The organism is Arthrobacter sp. JDC6, assembly GCF_056484025.1.
Window position 1 is genome coordinate 2973700 of the sequence record NZ_CM151278.1, and the last position, 21954, is coordinate 2995653.

Annotated in this window: 20 protein-coding genes and 2 riboswitches; of the genes, 7 read left to right on the forward strand and 13 right to left on the reverse strand. The window is 67.3% G+C overall.

Going from position 1 to position 21954, the window contains the following annotated elements:
* The first annotated feature begins 3 nt into the window (after window positions 1-3).
* Window positions 4-861 (forward strand): lysophospholipid acyltransferase family protein, encoded by an 858-nt coding sequence (locus ACV095_RS13880; protein ID WP_018771630.1) that lies wholly within the window; start codon window positions 4-6, stop codon window positions 859-861.
* A gap of 69 nt (window positions 862-930) precedes the next feature.
* Here ACV095_RS13880 and ACV095_RS13885 read toward each other — a convergent pair whose 3' ends face one another.
* From ACV095_RS13885 to ACV095_RS13895, 3 genes are all read right to left on the reverse strand, one after another.
* On the reverse strand, window positions 931-1971 hold the full coding sequence (locus ACV095_RS13885) for a GNAT family N-acetyltransferase (protein ID WP_478222092.1): 1041 nt from the start codon (window positions 1969-1971) through the stop codon (window positions 931-933).
* A gap of 2 nt (window positions 1972-1973) precedes the next feature.
* Entirely contained in the window at window positions 1974-3359 is a 1386-nt protein-coding gene (locus ACV095_RS13890) for a glycine--tRNA ligase (protein WP_018771628.1), read from the reverse strand.
* 132 nt (window positions 3360-3491) lie between these two features.
* The gene (locus ACV095_RS13895; protein WP_144600386.1) at window positions 3492-4490 is read right to left on the reverse strand and encodes a DMT family transporter; all 999 of its coding nucleotides are present in this window, start codon (window positions 4488-4490) and stop codon (window positions 3492-3494) included.
* A 32-nt stretch (window positions 4491-4522) separates the two neighbouring features.
* Between ACV095_RS13895 and ACV095_RS13900 the strand changes: the two genes are divergently transcribed.
* Window positions 4523-4756 carry an RNA-binding S4 domain-containing protein gene (locus ACV095_RS13900; protein ID WP_056390008.1) on the forward strand — a complete coding sequence of 78 codons (234 nt, stop codon included), beginning with the start codon at window positions 4523-4525 and terminating at the stop codon, window positions 4754-4756.
* An 84-nt stretch (window positions 4757-4840) separates the two neighbouring features.
* Here the strand turns inward: ACV095_RS13900 and ACV095_RS13905 are convergent, their stop codons facing one another.
* Window positions 4841-5491, reverse strand: coding sequence for an alpha/beta hydrolase (locus tag ACV095_RS13905; RefSeq protein ID WP_478222093.1), 651 nt, complete (start codon window positions 5489-5491; stop codon window positions 4841-4843).
* A 78-nt stretch (window positions 5492-5569) separates the two neighbouring features.
* On the opposite strand from ACV095_RS13905, the gene ACV095_RS13910 reads away from it, so the two are divergent.
* Together ACV095_RS13910 and ACV095_RS13915 are read left to right on the forward strand one after the other, a co-directional pair.
* Entirely contained in the window at window positions 5570-6439 is an 870-nt protein-coding gene (locus tag ACV095_RS13910) for an SGNH/GDSL hydrolase family protein (protein ID WP_018771624.1), read from the forward strand.
* A 49-nt stretch (window positions 6440-6488) separates the two neighbouring features.
* Window positions 6489-7094 (forward strand): hypothetical protein, encoded by a 606-nt coding sequence (locus ACV095_RS13915; RefSeq protein WP_056390012.1) that lies wholly within the window; start codon window positions 6489-6491, stop codon window positions 7092-7094.
* A 64-nt stretch (window positions 7095-7158) separates the two neighbouring features.
* Here ACV095_RS13915 and ACV095_RS13920 read toward each other — a convergent pair whose 3' ends face one another.
* Both ACV095_RS13920 and mmsB read right to left on the reverse strand, forming a co-directional pair.
* The gene (locus ACV095_RS13920; protein WP_018771622.1) at window positions 7159-8643 is read right to left on the reverse strand and encodes a CoA-acylating methylmalonate-semialdehyde dehydrogenase; all 1485 of its coding nucleotides are present in this window, start codon (window positions 8641-8643) and stop codon (window positions 7159-7161) included.
* A gap of 34 nt (window positions 8644-8677) precedes the next feature.
* On the reverse strand, window positions 8678-9598 hold the full coding sequence (gene mmsB / locus ACV095_RS13925) for a 3-hydroxyisobutyrate dehydrogenase (protein WP_056390018.1): 921 nt from the start codon (window positions 9596-9598) through the stop codon (window positions 8678-8680).
* Between the two features lie 141 nt (window positions 9599-9739).
* On the opposite strand from mmsB, the gene ACV095_RS13930 reads away from it, so the two are divergent.
* A complete protein-coding gene (locus ACV095_RS13930; protein WP_026266127.1) occupies window positions 9740-10642 on the forward strand; it encodes a LysR family transcriptional regulator in 903 nt (300 codons plus the stop codon).
* Between the two features lie 34 nt (window positions 10643-10676).
* Here ACV095_RS13930 and ACV095_RS13935 read toward each other — a convergent pair whose 3' ends face one another.
* The 4 genes from ACV095_RS13935 to ACV095_RS13950 all read right to left on the reverse strand — a co-directional run bounded on the left by ACV095_RS13935 (window position 10677) and on the right by ACV095_RS13950 (window position 16046).
* Entirely contained in the window at window positions 10677-11822 is a 1146-nt protein-coding gene (locus ACV095_RS13935; protein WP_144600397.1) for a zinc-binding dehydrogenase, read from the reverse strand.
* An 8-nt stretch (window positions 11823-11830) separates the two neighbouring features.
* On the reverse strand, window positions 11831-13213 hold the full coding sequence (locus ACV095_RS13940; RefSeq protein ID WP_018771618.1) for an MFS transporter: 1383 nt from the start codon (window positions 13211-13213) through the stop codon (window positions 11831-11833).
* Between the two features lie 166 nt (window positions 13214-13379).
* Window positions 13380-14495, reverse strand: a complete 1116-nt coding sequence (gene metX / locus ACV095_RS13945) for a homoserine O-acetyltransferase MetX (protein WP_144600399.1) — start codon at window positions 14493-14495, stop codon at window positions 13380-13382.
* Between the two features lie 12 nt (window positions 14496-14507).
* A riboswitch (SAM riboswitch) is annotated at window positions 14508-14623 on the reverse strand.
* Window positions 14624-14723: 100 nt separating this feature from the next.
* On the reverse strand, window positions 14724-16046 hold the full coding sequence (locus ACV095_RS13950) for a bifunctional o-acetylhomoserine/o-acetylserine sulfhydrylase (RefSeq protein WP_478222094.1): 1323 nt from the start codon (window positions 16044-16046) through the stop codon (window positions 14724-14726).
* Between the two features lie 43 nt (window positions 16047-16089).
* Window positions 16090-16204, reverse strand: a riboswitch (SAM riboswitch).
* Between the two features lie 225 nt (window positions 16205-16429).
* Here ACV095_RS13950 and ACV095_RS13955 point away from each other — a divergent pair.
* Together ACV095_RS13955 and ACV095_RS13960 are read left to right on the forward strand one after the other, a co-directional pair.
* Window positions 16430-17062 (forward strand): VOC family protein, encoded by a 633-nt coding sequence (locus tag ACV095_RS13955; protein ID WP_261377395.1) that lies wholly within the window; start codon window positions 16430-16432, stop codon window positions 17060-17062.
* A gap of 189 nt (window positions 17063-17251) precedes the next feature.
* A complete protein-coding gene (locus ACV095_RS13960; protein ID WP_478222095.1) occupies window positions 17252-18904 on the forward strand; it encodes an HNH endonuclease signature motif containing protein in 1653 nt (550 codons plus the stop codon).
* A 45-nt stretch (window positions 18905-18949) separates the two neighbouring features.
* Here ACV095_RS13960 and ACV095_RS13965 read toward each other — a convergent pair whose 3' ends face one another.
* From ACV095_RS13965 to hutI, 3 genes are all read right to left on the reverse strand, one after another.
* Window positions 18950-19729, reverse strand: coding sequence for a CPBP family intramembrane glutamic endopeptidase (locus ACV095_RS13965; protein ID WP_478222096.1), 780 nt, complete (start codon window positions 19727-19729; stop codon window positions 18950-18952).
* Window positions 19730-19840: 111 nt separating this feature from the next.
* Window positions 19841-20629: a DeoR/GlpR family DNA-binding transcription regulator gene (locus tag ACV095_RS13970; protein ID WP_018771901.1), complete on the reverse strand. Its 789-nt coding sequence runs from the start codon at window positions 20627-20629 to the stop codon at window positions 19841-19843.
* Between the two features lie 102 nt (window positions 20630-20731).
* On the reverse strand, window positions 20732-21943 hold the full coding sequence (hutI, locus tag ACV095_RS13975) for an imidazolonepropionase (RefSeq protein ID WP_478222097.1): 1212 nt from the start codon (window positions 21941-21943) through the stop codon (window positions 20732-20734).
* Between the last annotated feature and the right edge of the window lie 11 nt (window positions 21944-21954).

Genomic DNA, 21954 nt, shown 5'->3' on the forward strand with positions numbered 1-21954 from the left:
CCCATGCCCTGGCGTCCACCAACCAACGACCGCTTCTACCGGCTGATCGTCCGGACCGGGCAGTTCCTGCGCTGGGCGCTGCGGCTGGACATCCACGCAACCGGCCTGGAACACCTGCCCGAAAAGGGACCCACCAGGGGGCCCTCGCGGCTGGTGGCCCCCGGCAAGGGGGCGGTGTTCGCCGTCACGCATTTCGGCTACCTGGATTTTGCCGTGCTGGAGCTGCTCCTGTGGCGGCACGCCCGTGCCCAGCTGCGGTTCCTGGTCCACCAGGGCGCGGCAGACCATTGGCTTGCCGGCCCCGCCATCAGCGCCAGCGGCCACGTGGTGGTGGGATATACGGACCGTTCGGACGCCTATGACGCCGCGGTGGCCAAGCTGCGCGACGGCGAGTACCTTGCCGTGTTCCCGGAAGCGGGGGTCAGCCGCAGTTTTACCGTACGCGAGTGCCGCACTGGGGCTGTCCGGATGGCTGCGGAGGCCGGCGTCCCGGTGATTCCGGTGTCCGTCTGGGGCGCCCACCGGGTGTTGACCCGCGGCCACGGCTTTTCCCTGCGCCGCAGCTGGCGGGCGCCGGTACGGGTGCACGTGGCCGAACCGGTGGTCTATCCGCCTGACGTTGACGTTGAAGCGGCCACGGAAGCACTGCGCCGGACACTGCAGTCAGGGATCGACCAGTGCATCGCCGGGTTTCCCCTCCGACCGGAATCCGGCGCGTGGTGGATGCCGGCGCATTTGGGCGGCGGCGCGCCGACCGACGCCGAGCGGCAGCTGCTGGACGCGGCAGACGCAGCCGCGGGCCGCCGTCGGGCTCCCCGCCGAAGGCAGGCCCCGCAACGGACAGCCCGCTCCCCCAAGTGACCCGCACGCAGCGTTGAGGGCCTGTGTGGGCGTCCAACGGGGGCCGCCTGGGGGCAGGCAGGCAGTTCCTTAGTCCGAGACCACCAGGGTTTCAGACCCCGCCAACCGTGCCTTGCCGCTTTCCAGCAGGGGCTCGACGGCGGCGCGCAGGGCGGCCATGGAGTCGTCCAGTTCCAGCATGACCGGGTGCTGGTACGCGATCAGGGCAAGCATGTCCCGGACCGCCTCCGCGGCATCGTTGGCGTCCAGCGAAGGCTCGTGCCCCACGAACACGTCGGTGGGCGTATCCGAACCTGAGCCCGCAGCCGCGTCAGCATGGGGTGCGGCGTCCGGGTCTGCCGGGGCCGCGTAGCTCACCGCGAAGGCACGGATGCGGCCCTTTTTGGTCGGCGCCACGCCTGAGCCGAACGCGGACTCCGGCTGCGCCCGCAGGACGATGGCGCCGTGGGCCCCGGTGAGCTCGTCCAGGAACAGCTTCTGCACCTGCCCCCGGGACAGGACGCCGGGCGAGTCCCACCCGTGGATGGAGGTGTAGTACCGGCCCACCACGTCGGTCAGCTCCACGGAGCCGGTGGCAAGGTCCATCACCACGTCCGAGCCGGCGTTCTCGCCGCTGGCCGCGCCGCCGTCGTCCTTGGCGGGGAACACCGGAAGCCGCAGGGCGCCCGGCTCCACCACCACAAGGCGGGAACGCTGGATGGGTGCCAGCCCAAACGCCTCGGCAAAGGCCGCCCCCGCGGTGCCGGGCTCCACCTTGGCGCGCAGCCTGGTGACCCCCGACGGCGCGTGTTCGGCCTCGCGCCGCAGCATGGTCAGGAGGCTCGCCCCGATGCCCGCGCGGCGGTGGTCGCGGGCCACCTCGATGTAGCACCAGAGGCGTTCCGGGTGCAGGGAGGCCTCATAGACGACGCCGGCCGCCACCGGAATGCCCACGCCGTCAATGACGTCCTCGGCCACGACGCAGCGGCGCCACGGGGAGCCGTCCCTCCCGTTGGAGGACACGGCCAGGGCCCCGCGGAACTGGCGGGCCTGGGCGGTGTCCGGGTCGCCCCAGATTTCCAGGAGCGCCAGGTCGTCGCCGTCCCGCCATTCGCGGTATTCGATGGCCATGCTCAGGCCCCGATCAGCCGTGCCGCCAGGTAGCCCTCCACCTTGTCCAGGGAGACCCGCTCCTGGCTCATGGTGTCCCGCTCGCGGATGGTGACGGCCTGGTCCTCCAGCGTGTCGAAGTCCACGGTGATGCAGAACGGGGTGCCGATCTCGTCCTGGCGGCGGTAGCGGCGGCCGATGGCACCGGCGTCGTCGAAGTCGATGTTCCAGTTCTTCCGCAGCTGCGCGCCGAGGTCCTTGGCCTTCGGGGACAGGTCCTCGTTGCGGCTCAGCGGCAGCACGGCGGCCTTGACCGGGGCCAGGCGCGGGTCCAGCTTCAGGACGGTGCGCACGTCCACGCCGCCCTTGGCGTTGGGGGCCTCGTCCTCGGTGTAGGCGTCCACCAGGAAGGCCATGAAGGAGCGCGTGAGCCCGGCCGCAGGCTCGATCACGTACGGGGTGTAGCGCTCGTTGGTGGCCTGGTTGAAGTAGCTCAGGTCCTGGCCGGAGGCCTTCGAGTGCGTGGTGAGGTCGAAGTCGGTGCGGTTGGCGATGCCTTCGAGTTCGCCCCACTCCGAGCCCTGGAAGCCAAAGCGGTATTCGATGTCCGTGGTGCCCTTGGAGTAGTGGCTCAGCTTCTCTTTCGGGTGCTCAAAGAAGCGCAGGTTTTCCTCGCGGATGCCCAGGCCGGTGTACCAGGCCATGCGCTCCTTCATCCAGTACTGGTGCCATTCCTCATCGGTGCCGGGCTCGACGAAGAACTCCATTTCCATCTGTTCGAATTCACGGGTGCGGAAGATGAAGTTGCCGGGCGTGATCTCGTTGCGGAAGGACTTGCCGATCTGGCCGATGCCGAACGGGGGCTTCTTCCGGGAGGTGGTGAGGACGTTGTTGAAGTTCACGAAGATGCCCTGGGCGGTTTCCGGGCGGAGGTAGTGCAGGCCTTCCTCGCTGGCCACCGGGCCCAGGTAGGTCTTGAGCAGGCCGGAGAACTCCTGCGGTTCGGTCCACTGGCCGCGGGTGCCGCAGTTGGCGCAGGCAATGTCCTTCAGGCCGTTCTCGGCCGGCCGGCCCTTCTTTTCCTCGTATTCTTCCTCGAGGTGGTCGGCGCGGTAGCGCTTGTGGCAGGAGAGGCATTCCACCAGGGGGTCGGAGAAGACCTCTACGTGGCCGGAGGCTTCCCATACCTGGCGGGGCAGGATGACGGATGAGTCCAGACCCACCACGTCTTCGCGGCCGCGGACCATGGACTGCCACCACTGGCGCTTGATGTTTTCCTTCAGCTCCGCGCCCAGGGGGCCGTAGTCCCAGGCCGAGCGCGAGCCGCCGTAGATCTCACCGGCCTGGAACACGAAGCCCCTCCGCTTGGAGAGGGAAATGACCTGGTCGAGGACGGACTTTGCTGCCATGGGGTAACTCCAATTTCTACAGGGCCGCTGGGTGCGGTCCGCGGGTTGTCAGGCCCCGGCCGCCGTATGCCTGGAGGCACAGTGGGCAGGGTGCCGGGGCGAATGAAGGAAGATCGTTGAAAAGCTCGTGTCCTAGCGTACCGGCCGCTGCCTGCGGAGCGCGCCCCGCGGCCACGGCAGAGTTGCCAGGATGATCGCGGCGAGGGTCAGCAGGGTCCCGAGGACGGTGGCCGGGGCGACGACGGTGCCCGGGGCGGGCAGCGCCAGGTCCAGGGCCAGCGAGCCGAGCAGCTGGCCGGCAATCATGCCCAGCCCGGTGACCAGTACGCCAAGGCTGCGGACCAGGAGGGCGCCGAGCCCAATGAAGACGCAGCCCATGGGACCGCCCAGGTAGTACCACCATTCGGACGGCAGCGGGTTGGCTGGGCCGGCCACCGCCAGCTTCACCGCCAGCGCTGTCCAGAGCACGATGCAGCCGGCCACGAAGTTGACCAGGGTGGCCGCGATCGGTGTGCCGTAGTGGACGGTGGCGGTGCCGTTCATGGCCTGCTGGAAGCTCATCAGGAAGCCAGCCGCCACGGGCAGCAGGATGGGAAGCAGCAGGGAGGACGGACCACCGTCGGTTCCGCCGGCCCCCGCGCCGCTGAACCGGGGCGAAACCGCCCAGGCGACGGCGGCGATAGTGAGGACGCAGCCAATGATGCGGATGCCGGTGACGGATTTCTTCCCGGCCGGCCCGATTCCCAGGCGGTCCACCAGCAGGCCGCTCACGGTCTGCCCGGTGACCGTGGCCACGGTGAAGAGTGCCACGCCCAGGATGCCCACCGTGAACGACTGGGCAAAAACGAACAGCGCGCCGATGGCACCGGCCACCACGTAGATACGTGGAAAGGCGCGTTTGCGGACCGCGGGAAGGATGCCGGCCAGCCCCGCCCGCCCGCGCGGCAGGACCAGCGAAATCACGATCATGACCAGCAGGCCTGTGCTGAAACTCACGGCCGCCGCGGCGATGCCGTCACCGAGGCGGGCGCCCAGGGCCCCGTTGATGCGCCCCTGGACTGGGATGGCAAGGCCGGAACCCACGGCCAGGGGCAGGCCTGCGAGCACCGGCAGGCGGGAAGGGGAGGTCATTGAATCCACCTTAGTTCAGGCATTATTGCTCTATGAGCAACCCCATTGACGACGTCCCCATCCGCGACAGCATGATCCGGCTGGGCCAGCTGCTGAAGCTCGCCAACCTCGTGGAGGACGGCGTGGAGGCGGCGGAGCTCATCAAGAACGGGCTGGTCAAGGTCAACGGCGAAATCGACGACCGCCGCGGCCGCCAGCTGCACAACGGCGACGTTGTCACGGTGAACGGACAGAGCGTCCGGGTAGTGGCGCCCGAAACGGACTGACGCAACGCAGGCGCACTGCCCGGCGGAGGACGTGCAGGCCGCGTGACGTGACGTCCGCCGGGACTGCCGGCCGCCGTCGTACGCCTACTTGTTCAGCACCTCGTGAGTGAGGAACTCCCCCACGTGCCCGATCTCCTGCTGGTTGATCCCGTGCCACATGCCGGTGTAGAGCACCTTGGTGAGCTTGACGTGCTTGCGGACCCAGCCCATGGTGTACTCGATCTTGTCCTGGGTGATCACCGGATCCTGCTGGTCCCGGCCCCAGAACATGGGCACGGTGCCGTCCAGCTCATCGTCCCTGAACGAAGGGTCGCCGGCTGCGTCCACCACGAAACCGGACAGTCCGACGACGGCAGCGAAGTCCGTGGGCCGCTGCCGCAGGAGCGTGGTTGCCATGGCCATGCCCATAGAGAAGCCGAGCAGGGTCACCGACGGATGCCCCACCCGGATGGTGTCGATCCACTCCATTACGTATGCCGAGGCCTTCTTGACCCGCTCCAGCGAGTACTCGATGGAGGCCGTGAGCGGGAACCAGGTGTAGCCGGGGCCCGTGGCGATCGGCGCACGCACGGACGCGACGGCGAAGTCCCCGGGCAGCAGGTCGGCCAGGCTGAGCAGGTCCCGCTCATTGGCGCCGTAGCCGTGGAGGAGCACCAGCAGCGGCTTGCCGTCGCGCTGGTCCTCCGGATGGGACCACAGGACAACGGGGGCAGGAAATACTTCGGCGTCAGTCATGGTTTCCATTCATATCAGTTACCCACAAGTAACAACCTACGTTCGCGTAGGCAGTGAAACGGAAGGCAGGATAGGACCGTGACTGACGCAAGTGACATCAAGGCCCCGTCCGCGCACCCGGGATCCCACCCGTGGACCCGTTACGTGGCGATGGGCGATTCCTTCACCGAGGGCATCGGCGACCCCGAACCCGCGAGCCCCGGCGGCCACCGCGGCTGGGCCGACAGGGTGGCCGAGGAGCTGGGCAGGACCCAGCCTGACTTCGCCTACGCCAACCTGGCCGTCCGCGGCCGCCTGCTGCAGCAGATCGTTGACCAGCAGCTGGCGCCTGCCCTGGAGCTGAAGCCGGACCTGGTCACCCTGTCGGCGGGCGGCAACGACCTCATCCGCCCGGGCGGCGACCCGGACGTGCTGGCCGAAAAGCTCGATTCCGTGGTCCAGATCCTGTCCCTGGGCGGTGCCACGGTGGTCCTGTTCAACGGACCTGACACCGGCTCGTCAGTGCTCGGCAGGATCCGCAGCAAGGTGGCCATCTACAACGAGAACCTGCGGACGGTGGCAACGCGGCACGACGCCATCATCGCGGACATGTGGTCGCTGCGGCAGTTGAGCGATCCGCAGATGTGGGACCAGGACCGGCTGCACTTCTCCCCGCTGGGGCACCACACCATAGCGGCCATGGTGCTGGACGCGCTCAACGTTGAGCATTCCCTGGAGCCGCTGCAGCCCAAGCCCCTGCCGCCCCGGACCTGGCGCGAGGCCAGGAGCGGGGACCTGGTGTGGGCGCGCGAATACTTCGTGCCGTGGGTGCTGCGGCGGTTGCGCCGCCAGTCCTCCGGGGACGGCATCACGGCAAAGCGGCCGACGCCGGGCCCCGTCTTCGGTCCGGGCGTTCCCTTGGGTGCCGGTGAGGGCCCGTTGGGAACGTCGGAGCCCAGCCGCCGGTAAGGCCGCCCGGGGTTAGGCTGGAAGGACAACACTCGAGAGGCGCGGCACCGTGAGCAGCTTGTTTTTCTGGATTATCGTCCTGTCCTTCGTCGTCCCCATGGCCATGCGGATGTACCGGCGGTCCGTGGCACGGCGGGACCGGGACCAGTCGTTGCCCGGGCGCTTCCCTGAACAGTTCCCGGGGCAATACGGACAAGACGGGTATCCCGGCCCCGGCCAGTACCCGGGACCGGGCCAGTATCCAGGCTCGGCCGGGCCGCAGAGCAACCAGCCCCGCGACGGCTATACCCAGCAGGACTACTTCTCCGGCGGCTTCCGCAGTATCCAGCGGCCGCAGCCCCTGGGCGACCCGCAGCCGTTGCCCCACCAGTACGGCCAGCAGCCTCTGCCGGACCCCGGCTACGGTCCCCCGCAGGGACAGGGGTTTGGTCAGCCAGGCTTTGGCCGGCCCGGCTTTGATCAGCAGGGGTCTCAGCAGCCGCGTCCCGGAGAGCCGACGCCGGGACAGTCCCCAGCGCCGGCCACTCCCCCGCCGCCGGCGGCACCGCAAGGGTACCGCGCCCGCAAGCTCGCGGAACTGGACCAGCAGTACACCAACGGTGAGCTGTCCATGGAGGACTACATGAAGCGGCGCAGCGACATCATGAACGGCTAGTAACAGGAGCGCCACCGGGCCTGCCCGGTGGCGCTCCTTTATGCGTTCAGTGCTCCTGTCAAGCTCAGTGGACCTGCGGGAAGCCCAGGTCAATCACCGAGGTGGAGGGATCCGGCCAGCGCGTGGTCACCACCTTGCCCCGGGTGTAGAACCGGATGCTGTCCGGGCCGTACATGTGGGTGTCGCCGAACAGCGAGTTCTTCCAGCCGCCGAACGAGAACGTGCCTACCGGCACCGGAATTGGCACGTTGACGCCCACCATGCCTGCCTCGACGTCGAACTCGAACTGCCGGGCCGCCCCGCCGTCACGGGTGAAGATGGCCGTGCCGTTGCCGAACTCGTTGTCGTTGACCAGCTTCACGGCGTCGCCGTAGGTATCGACGCGGACCACGGACAGGACCGGGCCGAAGATCTCGTCGTCGTACACCTTCATGCCCGGCTTGACGTGGTCCACCAGGCTGACGCCGATGAAGAATCCGTTTGAATCGAACTGCTGCGAGCGCCCGTCCACAACCACGGATGCGCCTTCATTTTCGGCCCCCGCCACATAGGAGGCCACGCGGTCCCGGTGCTCCGCGGTGATCAAGGGGCCCATCTGGGACGCGGGGTCCGTTCCCGGGCCGATCTTCAAACCCGCCATGCGGCTGGAGATTGCCTTCACCAGGTCGTCCGCGATGTTGCCCACGGCCACCAGGACGCTGACGGCCATGCAGCGTTCGCCGGCTGACCCGTAGGCGGCCGAAACCGCAGCGTCGGCAGCCATGTCCAGGTCGGCGTCGGGAAGCACCACCATGTGGTTCTTGGCACCGCCCAGTGCCTGCACCCGCTTGCCGTGTTCTGCCGCCCGCTTGTAGATCGACTGGGCAACGGGAGTGGAGCCGACAAAACTCACGGCTTTGACGTCCGGGTGCTCCAGCAGGACATCCACGGCTTCCTTGTCACCGTGGACCACGTTCAGCACCCCGGCCGGCAGGCCCGCTTCGGCGAAGGCCTCCGCGATGAAGACGGCGGCCGACGGGTCCTTCTCGCTGGGCTTCAGCAGCACGGTGTTGCCGCAGGCCAGGGCACTGCCGATCATCCACAGCGGCACCATGGCCGGAAAGTTGAACGGCGTAATGCAGGCTACGACGCCCACCGGCTGGCGGACGGAGTGCACGTCCACCCCGGTGGAGACCTGCTCGGACCGCTCGCCCTTGAGCATGTGGGACAGGCCGGTGGCGAAATCGATGTTCTCCAGGCCGCGGGCGATTTCGCCCTCTGCGTCGGAGAGGACCTTCCCGTGCTCGCTGGTGAGGATGGCTGCGAGCTCTGGCTTCCGCTGGGTCAGGATTTCGCGGACCCGGAAGAAGATGCCGGTCCGCCGGGCCAGGCTGGTGGCCCGCCAGGCCGGCAGCGCGGAACGGGCAGCCGCGATGGCTTCCTCTGTCCGTGCCGCCGAGGCAAGCGCCACCTGCTTCTCCTGTTCACCGGTGGCGGGATTGAACACTGGGCCGAAGCGGTCTGCGTCGCTGACGCGGGTGCCGTTGATGTAGTGCGGGATGGTTTCCACGGGGAGTCTCTTTTCCTGCGTTGCGTGGTGCGGGCTAGTTGGCGGACGGCGCCGGGTTGGCGGGTTCGAGTGAGCCGTCCACGAGCTTGATGATCATGGAGCAGTCCTTGCCGGCGTCACCGGCGTCAATAAGCCGCTGGAACAGCTGCTGGACGTGCCTGCCGATCTCCAGGGGCGTGCCGGTATCCTCGGCTGCGCTGATGGCCAGCCCAATGTCCTTGTTCGCCAGCTCTGTGGTGAAGGTGGGCGCGAAGCCGTTGTTCGAGGCTGCGGTAGGAACCACGCCGGGCACCGGGTACCAGGTCCGCAGTGCCCACGAGTCGCCCGAGGAGACAGAGGCAATGTTCCAGAAGACCTGCTTGTCCAGGCCCAGCCGGTCGGCGAGCACAGCGCCCTCCGCGGTGGAGGCCAGGTTGATGAAAAGCATCAGGTTGTTGCAGATCTTGGCCGCCTGCCCCGTGGTGGGGCCGCCCGTGGGGATGATGTTGGCGGCCATGGGGCCGATGTAGCCCGTGGCGTCCGCCACGGCCCCCTCTTCGCCGCCAACCATGAAAGTAAGCGTTCCCGCTTCCGCCCCGCTCATTCCACCCGACACTGGCGCGTCCACGAAGCGGAAGCCAGCGGCAGCAGCGGCGTCGTGCAGTTCCTGGGCGGAGGCGACGTCGATAGTCGAGGAGTCAATCAGCAGCGTCCGGGTGTCCGCGTGCGCCAGCACGCCGTCCCCGCCGAGATACACCGCACGGGCATGTTCGCCCTTGGGCAGCATGGTGAACACGGCGTCCGCACCATCCACCGCTTCGGCGATGCTGGCGGTCCGCTTGACGCCGCCTGCTTCAGCGGCTGCCAGGGCTGCCGGGTTGAGGTCGAAACCGCGCACATCATGCCCGGCTTTCGCCAGGTTTACGGACATGTGGCCGCCCATGTTGCCCAGGCCAATCCAACCGATAACTGCCACGAGTAAGCTCCTTTGCTTCCATTCCAGCCGTACTGCCGGCATGTCTGTGTCAACGATCACACCCTGCTAGAGTGCAATCAAGGGGAAAAATCACAGAGGCCATGTGCATTGCTGCACATCGAAGGAAGGACCGGAGTGGACCTGAGACGGTTGCCAAGCCCCGACGACCTGCTCATCCTGCTCACCGTTGCCCGCCTGGGCCGGTTCAACGCGGTAGCCGAGACGCTGGGAACAACCCACACCACCATCTCCCGCCGCATCCTCGCCCTGGACAGGCAACTGGGCGGCCGGACTTTGGAACGCAGCCCGCAGGGTTGGGAGCTGACGCAGCTCGGTGCCGCGGCCGTGGAAGCGGCAGAGGCGATCGAAGGTACCCTTGGCTCGCTGTCCGGCCTGATCAGCCAGGACCAAAGCACCCTCGCCGGCCTGGTCCGCGTCGCCACGACGGACGGCGTGGGGGCAGTGTTCGTCACCCCGTCGCTGGTGCGGCTCCAGCAGCAAAACCCGCAGCTGAACATCGAAATGCTCAGCGCCACCCGGAAAGTCAGCCAGAACCGGTCGGGCGTGGACCTGGAGATCGTGGTGGGCCGGGCGGACGTCACCACCGCGCAGACAATCTTCCTGAGCAACTACTACCTGCGCCTCTACGCAAGCTCAGCGTATGCCGCCCGGCATGGCCTGCCGGAAACGCTCGACGACGTGGGGCAGCACGGGTTTGTGTCCTACGTCGAGTCCGCACTCCAGGTGGCGGAGCTGGGGCCGCGCTGGTCCTCGCAGCTTCCGCTGCCCAGGACGAGCTTCCAGGCCACCAGCGTGTTCGCCCAGGTGGAGGCGGTACGGCAGGGTGCAGGCATTGGGCTGCTGCCCAACTTCATGGTGGCGGGCTGCGGGGACTTCGTGCCCGTCCTGGCGGCCGACTTTGAGCGCCAGCTCCCCATCTGGGCCGTTGCCCGCCCGGAGTCGCTCCGGTCCGCACCGGTCCAGGCAGTGATTGCGGCACTCAAGGCGGAAATGAAGGAGCGCTCCGGGGTGCTGGCGGGGTAAGCGCTGTTCTTGCGGACCCAGGCCCCCGCACAAGTCAGGCCTGGAACAGCCGCCTTACCACCTGCCCGGATGCCAGCGCATCCAGGCCCTCATTGATCTCGCTGAGCGGCCGGGTGTCAGTATGCAGCAGCTCAACCGGCAGCCTGCCTTCGCGCCAGAACGCCAGGTACTGCGGAATGTCGCGCGCCGGCACGGCATCCCCCATGTAGGAGCCCAGCAGCCGTTTTCCCGCCCCGGCAAACTGCAGGGCCGGCACCGTCAACTGGGCGGACGGATGGGGCAGGCCCACCGACACCACGGCGCCTCCCCGCGTCACCTGCTCCAGGCAGGAGGCGATAACGCCTGCTGATCCCACCGCTTCAATGGCAACGTCCACACCGTCCCCGGACGCTTCCGCGATCAGCCGTGCCGCGTCCTCCGGCGTTCCCACCGATGTGGCGCCGGCGTCGCGGGCCAGCTGGTGCTTGCCTTGGTTTGGATCGATGGCAATGACGTCGGCGGCTCCAGCGAGGCGCGCTGCCATGACGGCTGACAGGCCCACGGCTCCGAGGCCGAACACCGCTACGGACTGCCCCGGACTGACAGCCGCGGTATTCAACACTGCACCCATTCCGGTGAGCACGGCGCAACCAAACATCGCGGCAACCGTGTCCGGGACGTCGTCGTCGATCACCACCACCGATTCCCTTGCCACCACTGCGTAATCGGCGAAGGCCGAGACGCCAAGGTGGTGGTTGATCCGTTCCCCTGCCGGAGTCCGCAGCAGTGCCGGCCCGCGCAGCAGGTCGCCGGAGCCATTGACCTCTGCTGCACGGTGGCAGAGGGCCGGCCGGCCGGCCAGGCACGCACGGCACCCGCCACAGCTCGGCACGAAGACCAGCACCACATGGTCGCCGACGGACACGTCGGACACGCCGGCCCCCACGGACACCACCCGACCCACCGCCTCGTGGCCCAAGGCCATGGGCAGCGGCCGGACGCGGGAACCGTCCACCACCGAGAGGTCCGAGTGGCAGAGGCTGGAGTACGTGATGGCAACACCAAGCTCACCGGCGCGGGGCTCCGGCTGCTCCAGTTCCTGCACCAGCAGCGGAGCGGCCTCGGAGTAGGTCTGCTTCCCGTTGCCGGCCCCCGTGGTGGGGGCGGCGGGAACGGTGGAGTACAGGACGGCGGCTTTCACGGATCCTGCTACTTCTTGCGGGCGGCAAGGAGGTCGGCGGTGCCCTGGGCGTCGGCGGCGTCCACGTCGTGCAGCGAGATGCCGCGGGTTTCCTTCAGGAAGTAGACCGCGACGGCGGTAATGGCGCAGGCGATCAGCAGGTAGACCGCCACGGGGACGGAGGATTTGTAGGCGCCCAGGAGCGAGGCGGCGATGATCGGGGCCAGGGATCCTGCAACGATCGACGTCACCTGGTAGCCCAGGGAAACCCCGGAGTAGCGCATCCGGGTGGGGAACATTTCCGCCATGATGGCAGGCTGCCCGGCGTACATGAAGGCGTGGAACACCAGGCCGATCATGATGGCCGCCAGGATGATGGCATCGTTCTTGGTGTCCATCATGGGGAAGGCGAAGAAGCCCCAGGTGGCCCCCATGATGGCGCCGGCCATGTAGACGGGCCTGCGGCCAAACCGGTCCGACAGCTTGCCCACCATGGGCACGACGGCGAAGTGCAGGGCGTGGGCAAGGAGCAGCAGGAGGAGGATGCGGGTGGTGTCGGCCTGGACCACGGTTTTCAGGTAGGTGATGGAGAACGTGACCACGAGGTAGTACAGGATGTTTTCCGCCAGGCGCAGGCCCATGGCGGTGAAGACGCCGCGGGGGTAGCGCCGGAATACCTCAGCGACGCCGTAGCCCTTGTGGCCGGCTTCGACCTCTTTGCGGGCTTCGAGGAAGATCGGTGCGTCATTGACCTTGGTGCGGATGTAGTAACCGATCAGGACGATCACCGCGGACAGCCAGAACGCTACGCGCCAGCCCCACCCCAGGAAGGCGTCCTGGGTCAACGTGGAGGACAGGGTGAACAAGACGGCGGTGGCAAGCAGGTTTCCCAGCGGCACTGCCGACTGTGGCCAGCTGGCCCAGAAACCGCGGGATTTGCTGGGGCTGTGTTCGGCCACGAGGAGGACGGCGCCGCCCCACTCGCCGCCAACGGCAAAGCCCTGGGCGAACCGGAGGACCACCAGCAGTGCGGGAGCCCAGTAGCCGATCTGCTGGAACGTGGGCAGGCAGCCCATGAGGAAGGTGGAGACGCCTACCAGGATGATGCTCAGCTGCAGCAGCTTCTTGCGTCCGAACTTGTCGCCGAAGTGGCCAAAGACGATGCCGCCGATGGGGCGCGCCACGAAACCGACGGCATAAGTGAGGAAGGCGGCGATGATGCCATCCAGTTCTGTGCCGGCGTTGGGGAAGAAGGCCTTTCCGAACACCAGGGTGGCAGCCGAGGCGTAGAGGAAGAACTCGTACCACTCAACAACGGTTCCGGCCATGGAGGCCGTAACCACTTTCTTAAGGCCTGAAGCCTTGACGTCGGTTTCCTCTGTGCGCCTTGCGGCGGAGCTTTCCGTACTCATGCGAACTCCTTCGGCGTCGTCGTCGACACCACGGGGACCAATCAATGGCGGCCGGGTGTGATGCACACCACGAACGCACCGGATTCGATTGAGTATGGTCTGCCTGCGGTGCAACCTCAACGCCGATTAGTGCAGAAGGCATCTGCAGGAATGCACATGCGGGGCGCTAGGCCAGGAAGCTGCTCCGGAGCTGGCTGCCCAGCTGCCCGATCTCTGTCAGGAACCCGTCGTGCCCGATCGGCGCCTGGATGACGTGCACGTCCACGTCCCCCGGCAGGGCCTGGGCCAGCTCACGGGACTGCGACGGGAAATACAGCCGGTCCGAATCCACGGCGGCCACGAAGAACCTGGCGGTGGACCTGGCCAGGGTTTCGGCCAGGGTTCCGCGGCCCCGGCAGATGTCATGGCTCATCAGCGCCTCGGTGAGGGCGATATAGCTGTTGGCGTCGAAGCGCTTCACGAGCTTGCTGCCCTGGTGGTCCAGGTAGCTTTCCACCTGGTAGCGGCCGCGGGCGGCCAGAGCCTCACCCTTCAGGGGCGACTCCGGCGCCTGGGGTTCCCGGCCGAAGCGGCCTTCCAGTTCAGCCGCGGACCGGTAGGTGATGTGGGCAATGCGCCGGGCAAGTGCCAGCCCGGCTTCCGGGCAGGGGCCGCCATAGTAGTCGCCGCCGTTGAAATGTGGGTCCTGCCGGATGGCCAGGGTCTGGGCCTGCGCGAAGGCGATCTGTTCCGCCGTGCTCGCGGCACCCACGGAGATGACGGCGCAGCGCTGCACCCTCTCCGGGTAGGTCACTGCCCATTCAAGGGCGCGGGCGCCGCCCATGGATCCGCCCAGGACAGCGAACCAGCTGCTGATGCCCAGCTGGTCAGCCAGCCGGGCCTCTGCCACCGTGCTGTCCCGCAGGGTGACCAGGGGGAAGCGGGAGCCCCAGGGGGCTCCGTCCGGGGCGGCCGAGGACGGGCCCGTGGACCCGTAGCAGCCGCCCACGATGTTGACGGACACCACGAAGAACTTGTCCGTGTCCACGGGAGCGCCGGGACCGGCCAATTGTTCCCACCAGCCTTCTTCGTCCGTGTCACCGCGGGTCACGTGGGTGCTGCCGGTCAGGGCGTGCTCGATCAGGATGGCGTTGCTGGCGTCGGCGTTGAGCGTGCCCCAGGTTTCGTAGGCCAGCGTGACGTCCGGGAGGTATCCCCCGGCTTCAAGTTCCAGCCCTCCGATGGAGGCGTAGCGGACAATTCCGTGTTCGGGGATGGTGGTTCGGGCGACGGTAACCGTCATGGCAAGACCTCTTCTACGCGCTTGCCTGCCGTCGTCTGACCGGCAGGCCAGGTCCTCACCCGGGGCACCCCACCGCGGATGGAGGGTTGCCGGCCAGCAAGCCGGGGCTGTCACTGGCACTCATGACCTGGTTCGAGTGTACGAAACACCCCCCGCTCCAGGCCAAGAGTGTGACTGGTTGTGACTTCCCCGCTTGCCGGCCCTCCCGGCGTCAGCCCTGGCGCGCTTTTAGCTCTGGGCGCCTTTGGCAGCGCGGAAACCCGCTTCCAGGTCGGCCAGGATGTCATCGATGTGCTCCAGGCCAACAGAGAGCCGGACCAGTCCCGGATTCACCCCGGCCACCGCTTGCTGCTCCGGCGAGAGCTGGCTGTGGGTGGTCGACGCCGGGTGGATGACCAGGGAGCGGACGTCGCCGATGTTGGCCACGTGGGAGTGCAGCTCCAGGGCGTCGACGAAGCGCTTGCCCGCCTCCGCTCCGCCGGCAAGGTTGAAGGCCACGACGGCGCCCGTTCCCTTGGGCCCGTACTTGCGGCCACGCTCGTACCAGGGGCTGGAGGGCAGCCCGGCGTAGGCGACGGATTCGACGTCGTCCCTTCCTTCCAGCCAGCGCGCCACTTCCGTGGCGTTGGCAATGTGGCGTTCCACCCGCAGGCTCAGCGTCTCCAGGCCCTGGGAGATCAGGAAGGCGTTGAAGGGGGAAACCGCCGAGCCAAGGTCGCGCAGCAGCTGGACGCGGGCCTTGAGGATGTAGGAGAGGTTGGCCCCCAGTGTACCGTCGGCGCCTAGGTCGCGGGCGTAGACCAGGCCGTTGTAGGTGGGGTCCGGGGTGTTGAAGCCGGGGAACCGTTCAGGGTCATTGCCGAAGTCGAATTTGCCGGAGTCCACGATCACGCCGGCAATTGCGGAGCCGTGGCCGCCCAGGTATTTGGTGGCGGAGTGGATCACGATGTCCGCACCCCACTCCAGTGGGCGGATCAGGTAGGGCGTGGACAGGGTGTTGTCCACGATCAGTGGCACGCCTGCCTGGTGGGCCACCTCCGAGATGCCTTCGATGTCCAGGACGTCCTGGCGGGGATTGGACACCACTTCACCGAAAAAGAGCTTGGTGTTCGGCTGGACGGCGTCGCGCCACTGGTCCAGGTTGTCGGGATCCTGGACGAAGGTGACCGAGATGCCGAACTTCTTCAGGGTGTGGGCGAACAGGTTGTACGTTCCGCCGTAAAGACTGGGGCTCGCCACAATATGGTCCCCCGCCTCCGCAATGTTCAGCACCGCGAACGTCTCGGCGGCCTGGCCAGAGCTCAGCAGCAAAGCGGCCAGGCCTCCCTCAAGGCTGGCGATCCGCTGTTCGACGGCATCCTGGGTGGGGTTGCCGATCCGGGTGTAGATGGGTGCAAGTTCGGCGAGGGCAAAGCGGTTGGCTGCGCTTTCGGCGCTGGGGAACACGAAGGACGTGGTCTGGTAAATGGGGAGCGCGCGGGCTCCTGTGGCACTGTCGGGCTCCTGGCCGGCATGGATCTGGCGGGTTTCGAAAGACCATCCGTTGGACATCCAAATCTCCTTTGACGTGGGCCCGGAATGCGTGGGGCAGTACGGGCCGCGCTTGCTTCCGGCTCTTGCCGGACAGCCAGGTCCTCACCCGGGGCACCCCACCGCGGGTGGAGGGTTGCCGGCCAGCGAGCCGGGGCTTGGCGCTGGCGCTCATGACCTGCGCCCAGTCTAGGAACGGGGTAGTCGCCGTGGACAGCATTGTGACGAACAAGGTCGCCCTGCATGGCTTTCGAGCCGCCACAGGTGGGCCGCCCCGCACCCGGCCGGGGACGCCGCCGTCGTCCTTCTTGCCCATGTTCCCGGCCCTTTTCCCGGCCGCCTTTCCAGTAAGGGTACCCTTAGCTGAGAGCCGGATCACAAAGTGCCAAGATGTTGCCATGCGCATGGATCACGTCTCTTACGCCTGTGAACAAGATGGCCTCGCGGCCACTACCGAACGTATTTCATCTGCCCTCGGCGTTGAGGCAGTGAAGGGCGGGGTGCACCCCCGGTTCGGAACCCGGAATATGATCATCCCGCTCGCCGGGCACAAGTACCTGGAAGTCGTAGAGGTCCTGGACCACCCGGCTTCGGACAAGGCACCGTTCGGACAGGCAGTGCGTGCCCGTTCCGCGGCCGGTGGTGGCTGGATGGGCTGGTGCGTCGAAGTGGACGACCTCGCCCCGTTCGAGGCACGCCTTGGCCGCGCCGCGGTGAACGGCAACCGCAAGTTCCCGGACGGCCGGGAGCTGGTCTGGAAACAGATTGGCATCCTTGGCCTTATCGCCGATCCCCAGGTGCCGTACATGCTCAAGTGGGAAGGCGACCCGGCACTGCACCCGTCCAACGCCTACCCCAGCAACCTTAAGATGAGCTGCCTGACCATCGCCGGCTCCGCGTCCCGCGTGACCGAGTGGCTGGGTGAACCGGTGGAGAAGCCGCTTGAGGACGTTGCGGTGGAGTGGGTCGCCCCGCACGGAACTCCGGGCATCCTGTCGGTCACGTTTGAAACCGCCAACGGAGCCGTCACCATCTGACGCTCCACCCCAGCCTCCCGGAATGTCCGGGAGGGGGTTCGCCGGGCCAGTACCCGGATCAGCTTCGGCCGCCATCAGGTGGTGACAACGGCGTCACTACCCGATGGCGGCCGAATTCATTTAAGTGGCTGCTTCCTACATCGCTGCGATCCAGGTCTGAATGTCGGTGCCTCGCTGGATGATGTGGGTATGGGAATCGGCACGGATGTTGGGGTGGTGTTGGAGGGTGTTTCTGCCTCTGTTGCTGCCCTCGATGCGCTGGACCGTGAGGATCATTTCCTTGCCGCCGGGTCCGGTGTTGGCGCTGACGTGGATGTGCTGCAGCGGCGGTATGAGCTCCGGCTGGAACGGCTGGAGGCAGTCTCCCGGGTCGAGGCTCAGCTCGCGGCGGTCAAAGCTCGTGATGCCGTGGAGTGCGTCGGTTTCCAGCAGGCACTGCTTGCCCCCGACGCCCCGGTGAATGAGCGCATGTTTTCGGAGACGTCAACGGTGGAGGAGATCGCCGGTGTCCTGACTGTCAGTTCGGCGGCCGCGGGTGCTTTGGTGGAACAGTCCCGGCTCGTGTGTTCCCTGCCGCCGCTCCTGGGCGCCCTGTCAGCCGGTGACCTGTCGTGGCAGCATGCCAGGATTGTCGCCGACGAAACCGAGGGGCTCACCCCTGACGGGGCTGCTGCCTTGGTGGCGCACTTCTTCGACCCCGCCGCCCCCAACCCCGCCCGCGGCGCCGCCCCCGGCGAACTCGTCCCCGCCCGGTTCCGCGCCAAGATCCGCGCCTGGCGGGAACGCCACCACCCCGAAACCCTCGAAAAACGCCACGCCAAAGGCGTCGCGGACCGGCGGATGGAATACACCCCCGACCGCGACGGCATGGCCTGGCTCTCGCTCTACCTCCCCGGCGACACCGCCTGCGCCATCTGGAACCGCACCACCGCCACCGCCCGCGGCCTCCAAGGCCCTAACGAGCCCCGCACCCTCACCCAACTCCGCCCCGACATCGCAGCATCACTCCTCCTCGGCGCCGGAACCACCACGGCCACCGGTGAGGCTGCTCCGGGTGGGGCTGCACGGGCTACAGGTGATACGGCGGCCGCAGGCAGCGTTTCCGGCACAGGGAGCACTGGTGATGTTGGCAAGGTCCCCACCCCTCGGGCCGATGTCCTGGTCACCGTCCCGGTCTTCGCCCTGCTCGGACTCACCGATGAGCCGGCGGTGCTGGACGGCATGGGCCCCATCCCTGCCTCAATGGCACGGAGGCTTGTCGCGGACGGGGCGGAGTCGTTCTACCGCGTCCTGGTCGACCCCCGCGACGGGGCACCACTGGAGATCGGACGCACCCGCTACCGGCTCCCCGAAACCATCAAACAATGGATCCGCATGCGGGACCGGAAATGCACCTTCCCCGGCTGCACCAACCACACCCCCGACAACCACACCGACCACCTCACAGCCTGGGAACACGGCGGCAGAACAGCCGTCCGGAACCTGGCGCAGCTATGCCCCAAACATCACCGCTTGAAGCACGCCCGCACCTGGAACCCGGATCCCGCGACGGAACACGGACCACCCGGCTGGACCTCACCCACAGGCCGCCACTACAACCCCGAACACCAAGACCCCGAACCAACCCACTGGCCGCCAGGAATAGTGCCGCTTGCCGCCGTTCCAGCCTGGCCGGAACCGGAAGTGGAGGAGCTTGAAATGGAGGAACCCGACGGCGACAACCTGCTGGACCCGGAGGACCTTTTCGCTGCTGATGCCCTCTGGGACGACTTCTACGCGAAACCCTTCGTGTTGCCACCAGACCCACAAGCAGACTGGCCGTTGCTGCTGACGCTGATGTGACAGCAACAAGCATGGCTGGAGCCGCGCAGGCTGGTGTCCAGGGTCCTACCCCAACCCCACGGCTTTGCCGAACAGGCTGAAGCCAACGAAGGCCACGATATCCAGCAGGGCGTGGGCGATGACCAGTGGCATGACCCGGCGGGTCCGGGTGTACAGCCAGGCAAAGACCACGCCCATCACGGCGTTGCCAATGAAGGGACCAAAGCCTTGGTAAAGGTGGTAGCTGCCGCGCAGCACGGAGCTCGCCGCAATGGCCAGCGGCATGCTCCAGCCGAACTTGCCAAAGCGGTCCAGGAGGTAGCCCACCACAATGACTTCCTCAAGCACGGCGTGCCGCATGGCGGACAGGATGAGCACAGGCACGGTCCACCAATAGGCATCCAGGGCGCTGGGGATGATGGCGGTGGTAATTCCGAGCGCCCGGCCGGCCGCATAGAGACCCAGCGAGGGTATGCCGATCAGTCCAGCCAGTCCGAGGCCCTGGAGCAGATCCCTGCCGGGCCGGGCAAAATTGAACCCCAGTTTCTGAAAGGCAGAGCGGGAGTTGTCCGCCTCGCCCGGCACTGCCTGGCGCTGGTCCGTCAGGAAGTAGAAGACCAGCAGCACGGGCACCAGCGCAAAGATGATGTCCAGCAGCTGATATGTGAGGTCGAAGTATTCGCGGGTGCTCTGGGAGCGGTTCAGGGTGGACGTGCCCTCGGCAAGCGGGGCGCGTGTCATCTTGTCCAGCAGCTGCACCACGGAGTAGACAGCCGACTGGCCCAGGGACAGGCCCAGGACGATCCATACTTCGAGCCGAAGGCGACGGCGGGAGGGAACCAGCATGTTCCCATCTTGCCTTCAGTTTCTGGATCCGGCCTGATGGAGCGGCTGGTGTCCGCAGTCGCAAGCGGGCAGCGGTGCGCCGCCGGAGGAGCCCGGTGCCGGCAGTTCGGGTCAGGCGGGCGCGACAATCACTTCCGTGCCGTTGGCTTCAAAGGCAGCCTTGTCGCGGGGCGAGATGCCGGCATCGGTGATCAGCCGGGTGAAGTTGTAGCCGTCCATGGTGGCGAAGGCCCGCACGCCCACTTTGGAGGAATCGGCCAGGACGTAGGACACCCTGGCCCTGCTGGCCAGCAGCGCATTGACGGAGGCCTCCCCCTCCCCCGTGTTGGTGGGCCCGACTTCGGGATCGATGCCGTTGACGCCGATGAAGGCGATGTCCAGCACCACCTTCTGCATGATGATGTCCGTATAGGGTCCCACCAGTTCATAGGACCGCGGGTTGAGGATTCCACCGGTCACCATCACCTTGATGTTGGGCCGTACGGCCAACTGGCCCGCGATGTTGATGGCGTTGGTAACCACGGTGAGGGTGGGCTGGTTGGAGGGGGCGTTCAGGTCTTCCCGGGTGGCCAGGATCTGCGCGAGCGCTGTGCTGGTGGTCCCTCCGCACAGGCCGATCACAGCGCCGGGCCGGATCAGCGCCGAGGCGCACTGCGCGATTTGTTCCTTGGCTTCGGCGTGGTCGTCGCGGTTGTAGCGGCCGGGGAGGTCGTAGGCCAGGGCACCGGTGGTGGCGCCGCCGCGGGTACGCGTCAGCAGCCGGCGTTTGGCGAGGCTGTCCAGGTCACGCCGAGCGGTGGCCGGGGATACGTTGAGGGTGCTGACAATCTCGTCGACCTCCACCTGGCCGGTTCTGGCCAGCAGGTCAAGAATCGCGGTCAGCCGGTCAGTGCGCGTCATGCAAGCGGGGCCTTTCCGTACATCAGCCACCACGATCGATGACGTTTCCTGATTATAACTCAAGGAAAACAGTCAGGAACAATCAAAAAAAACGGTATGGACCTACCGCTCCCTGGCTCCGGCCCGCCACACAGCGTACGTCAATGGCATGCCGGGACGGTAAGCGAGATGCGTTGCGGACGGGGCGTTGAGCAGGTGCAGGTCGGCGCGGTGCCCGACGGCGATGGACCCCACGGCGCGTTCACCGTCCGCATCGCGCCCGCTTTCCTTGTGCAACGCCAGTGCGCCGCCATGGGTGGCGGCGCGGACGGCCTCATGCACGCTCAGGTGCATCTGGAGGACGGCGGTGGTGACGCAGAATGCCATGGAACTTGTATACGACGTTCCGGGATTGCAGTTGGAAGCGAGCGCCACCTGCACACCGGCGTCGAGAAGCGTGCGGGCCGGGGCCAGCGGCTGGCGGGTTGAGAGGTCGCAGGCCGGGAGGCAGGTGGCCACAGTGCCCCGCTCGCCTGTGCCGGTGGCGGGGTCCCACCCGGACCAGGAAGCCGCAAGGGACTTCACATCCTGCCCGGCCAGGTAGTTGACGTGGTCCACGCTGGCGGCACGCATCTCCACGGCAAGCTGCACCCCGGGGCCCTCACCCAACTGGTTGCCGTGCACGCGCAGGCCCAGTCCGGCGTCGCGGCAGGCCGTCAGCACGCGGCGGGACTGTTCGGCAGTAAACGCGCCCTCCTCGCAGAAAACGTCGGCCCACTGGACGTAGGGGCGGACGGCATCAAGCATCGGTCCGCAGACCAGGTCTGTGTACTCCTCCGGGTCCTGTCCGGCAGGAACCAGGTGGGCGCCCAGGTAGGTCACCTGGTCCGCCACGCCGGCGGCGATACGCGCGCTGCGGGCCTCGTTCCCGATATCCAGGCCGTAGCCGGTCTTCGTTTCCAGGTAAGTGGTCCCCTGCGAGACTGCCTCGGCAACCCGGCCCATGGCCAGGCGGGTGAGGTCAAAGTCCGACGTGGCACGCGTGGCGTTCATGGTGACGGCGATGCCTCCGGCAGCGTACGCCTCCCCCGCCATCCGTGCTTCGAATTCCGCGGTACGGTCCCCGGCGAACAACAGGTGGCTGTGGGAGTCCACCCATCCGGGGAGCATGGCGCGGCCGCCGGCGTCGATGGCTTCGTCCGCCGCCGGGGCCTCGGCCGCGGCGCCGATCCACGAGATCCGTTCGCCCTCGACCACTACCGCCGCGTCCTTCAGGACCCGGTGTTCAAGGTCCTGGGTCATCAGCTCGGCAATATTGGTGATCAGGGTGCTCATTGAACCATTCT

Bases quoted from the DNA above. Each gene is read 5' to 3' on its own strand.
- ACV095_RS13890 (WP_018771628.1), bottom strand. From the start codon at position 3,359: ATGGCAGCAAAGTCCGTCCTCGACCAGGTCATTTCCCTCTCCAAGCGG.
- ACV095_RS13900 (WP_056390008.1), top strand. From the start codon at position 4,523: ATGAGCAACCCCATTGACGACGTCCCCATCCGCGACAGCATGATCCGG.
- hutI (WP_478222097.1), bottom strand. From the start codon at position 21,943: ATGAGCACCCTGATCACCAATATTGCCGAGCTGATGACCCAGGACCTT.
- ACV095_RS13885 (WP_478222092.1), bottom strand. From the start codon at position 1,971: ATGGCCATCGAATACCGCGAATGGCGGGACGGCGACGACCTGGCGCTC.
- ACV095_RS13905 (WP_478222093.1), bottom strand. From the start codon at position 5,491: ATGACTGACGCCGAAGTATTTCCTGCCCCCGTTGTCCTGTGGTCCCAT.
- ACV095_RS13880 (WP_018771630.1), top strand. From the start codon at position 4: ATGCCCTGGCGTCCACCAACCAACGACCGCTTCTACCGGCTGATCGTC.
- ACV095_RS13895 (WP_144600386.1), bottom strand. From the start codon at position 4,490: ATGACCTCCCCTTCCCGCCTGCCGGTGCTCGCAGGCCTGCCCCTGGCC.
- ACV095_RS13965 (WP_478222096.1), bottom strand. From the start codon at position 19,729: ATGCTGGTTCCCTCCCGCCGTCGCCTTCGGCTCGAAGTATGGATCGTC.
- ACV095_RS13955 (WP_261377395.1), top strand. From the start codon at position 16,430: ATGGATCACGTCTCTTACGCCTGTGAACAAGATGGCCTCGCGGCCACT.
- ACV095_RS13960 (WP_478222095.1), top strand. From the start codon at position 17,252: ATGGGAATCGGCACGGATGTTGGGGTGGTGTTGGAGGGTGTTTCTGCC.
- ACV095_RS13940 (WP_018771618.1), bottom strand. From the start codon at position 13,213: ATGAGTACGGAAAGCTCCGCCGCAAGGCGCACAGAGGAAACCGACGTC.
- ACV095_RS13970 (WP_018771901.1), bottom strand. From the start codon at position 20,629: ATGACGCGCACTGACCGGCTGACCGCGATTCTTGACCTGCTGGCCAGA.
- ACV095_RS13950 (WP_478222094.1), bottom strand. From the start codon at position 16,046: ATGTCCAACGGATGGTCTTTCGAAACCCGCCAGATCCATGCCGGCCAG.
- metX (WP_144600399.1), bottom strand. From the start codon at position 14,495: ATGACGGTTACCGTCGCCCGAACCACCATCCCCGAACACGGAATTGTC.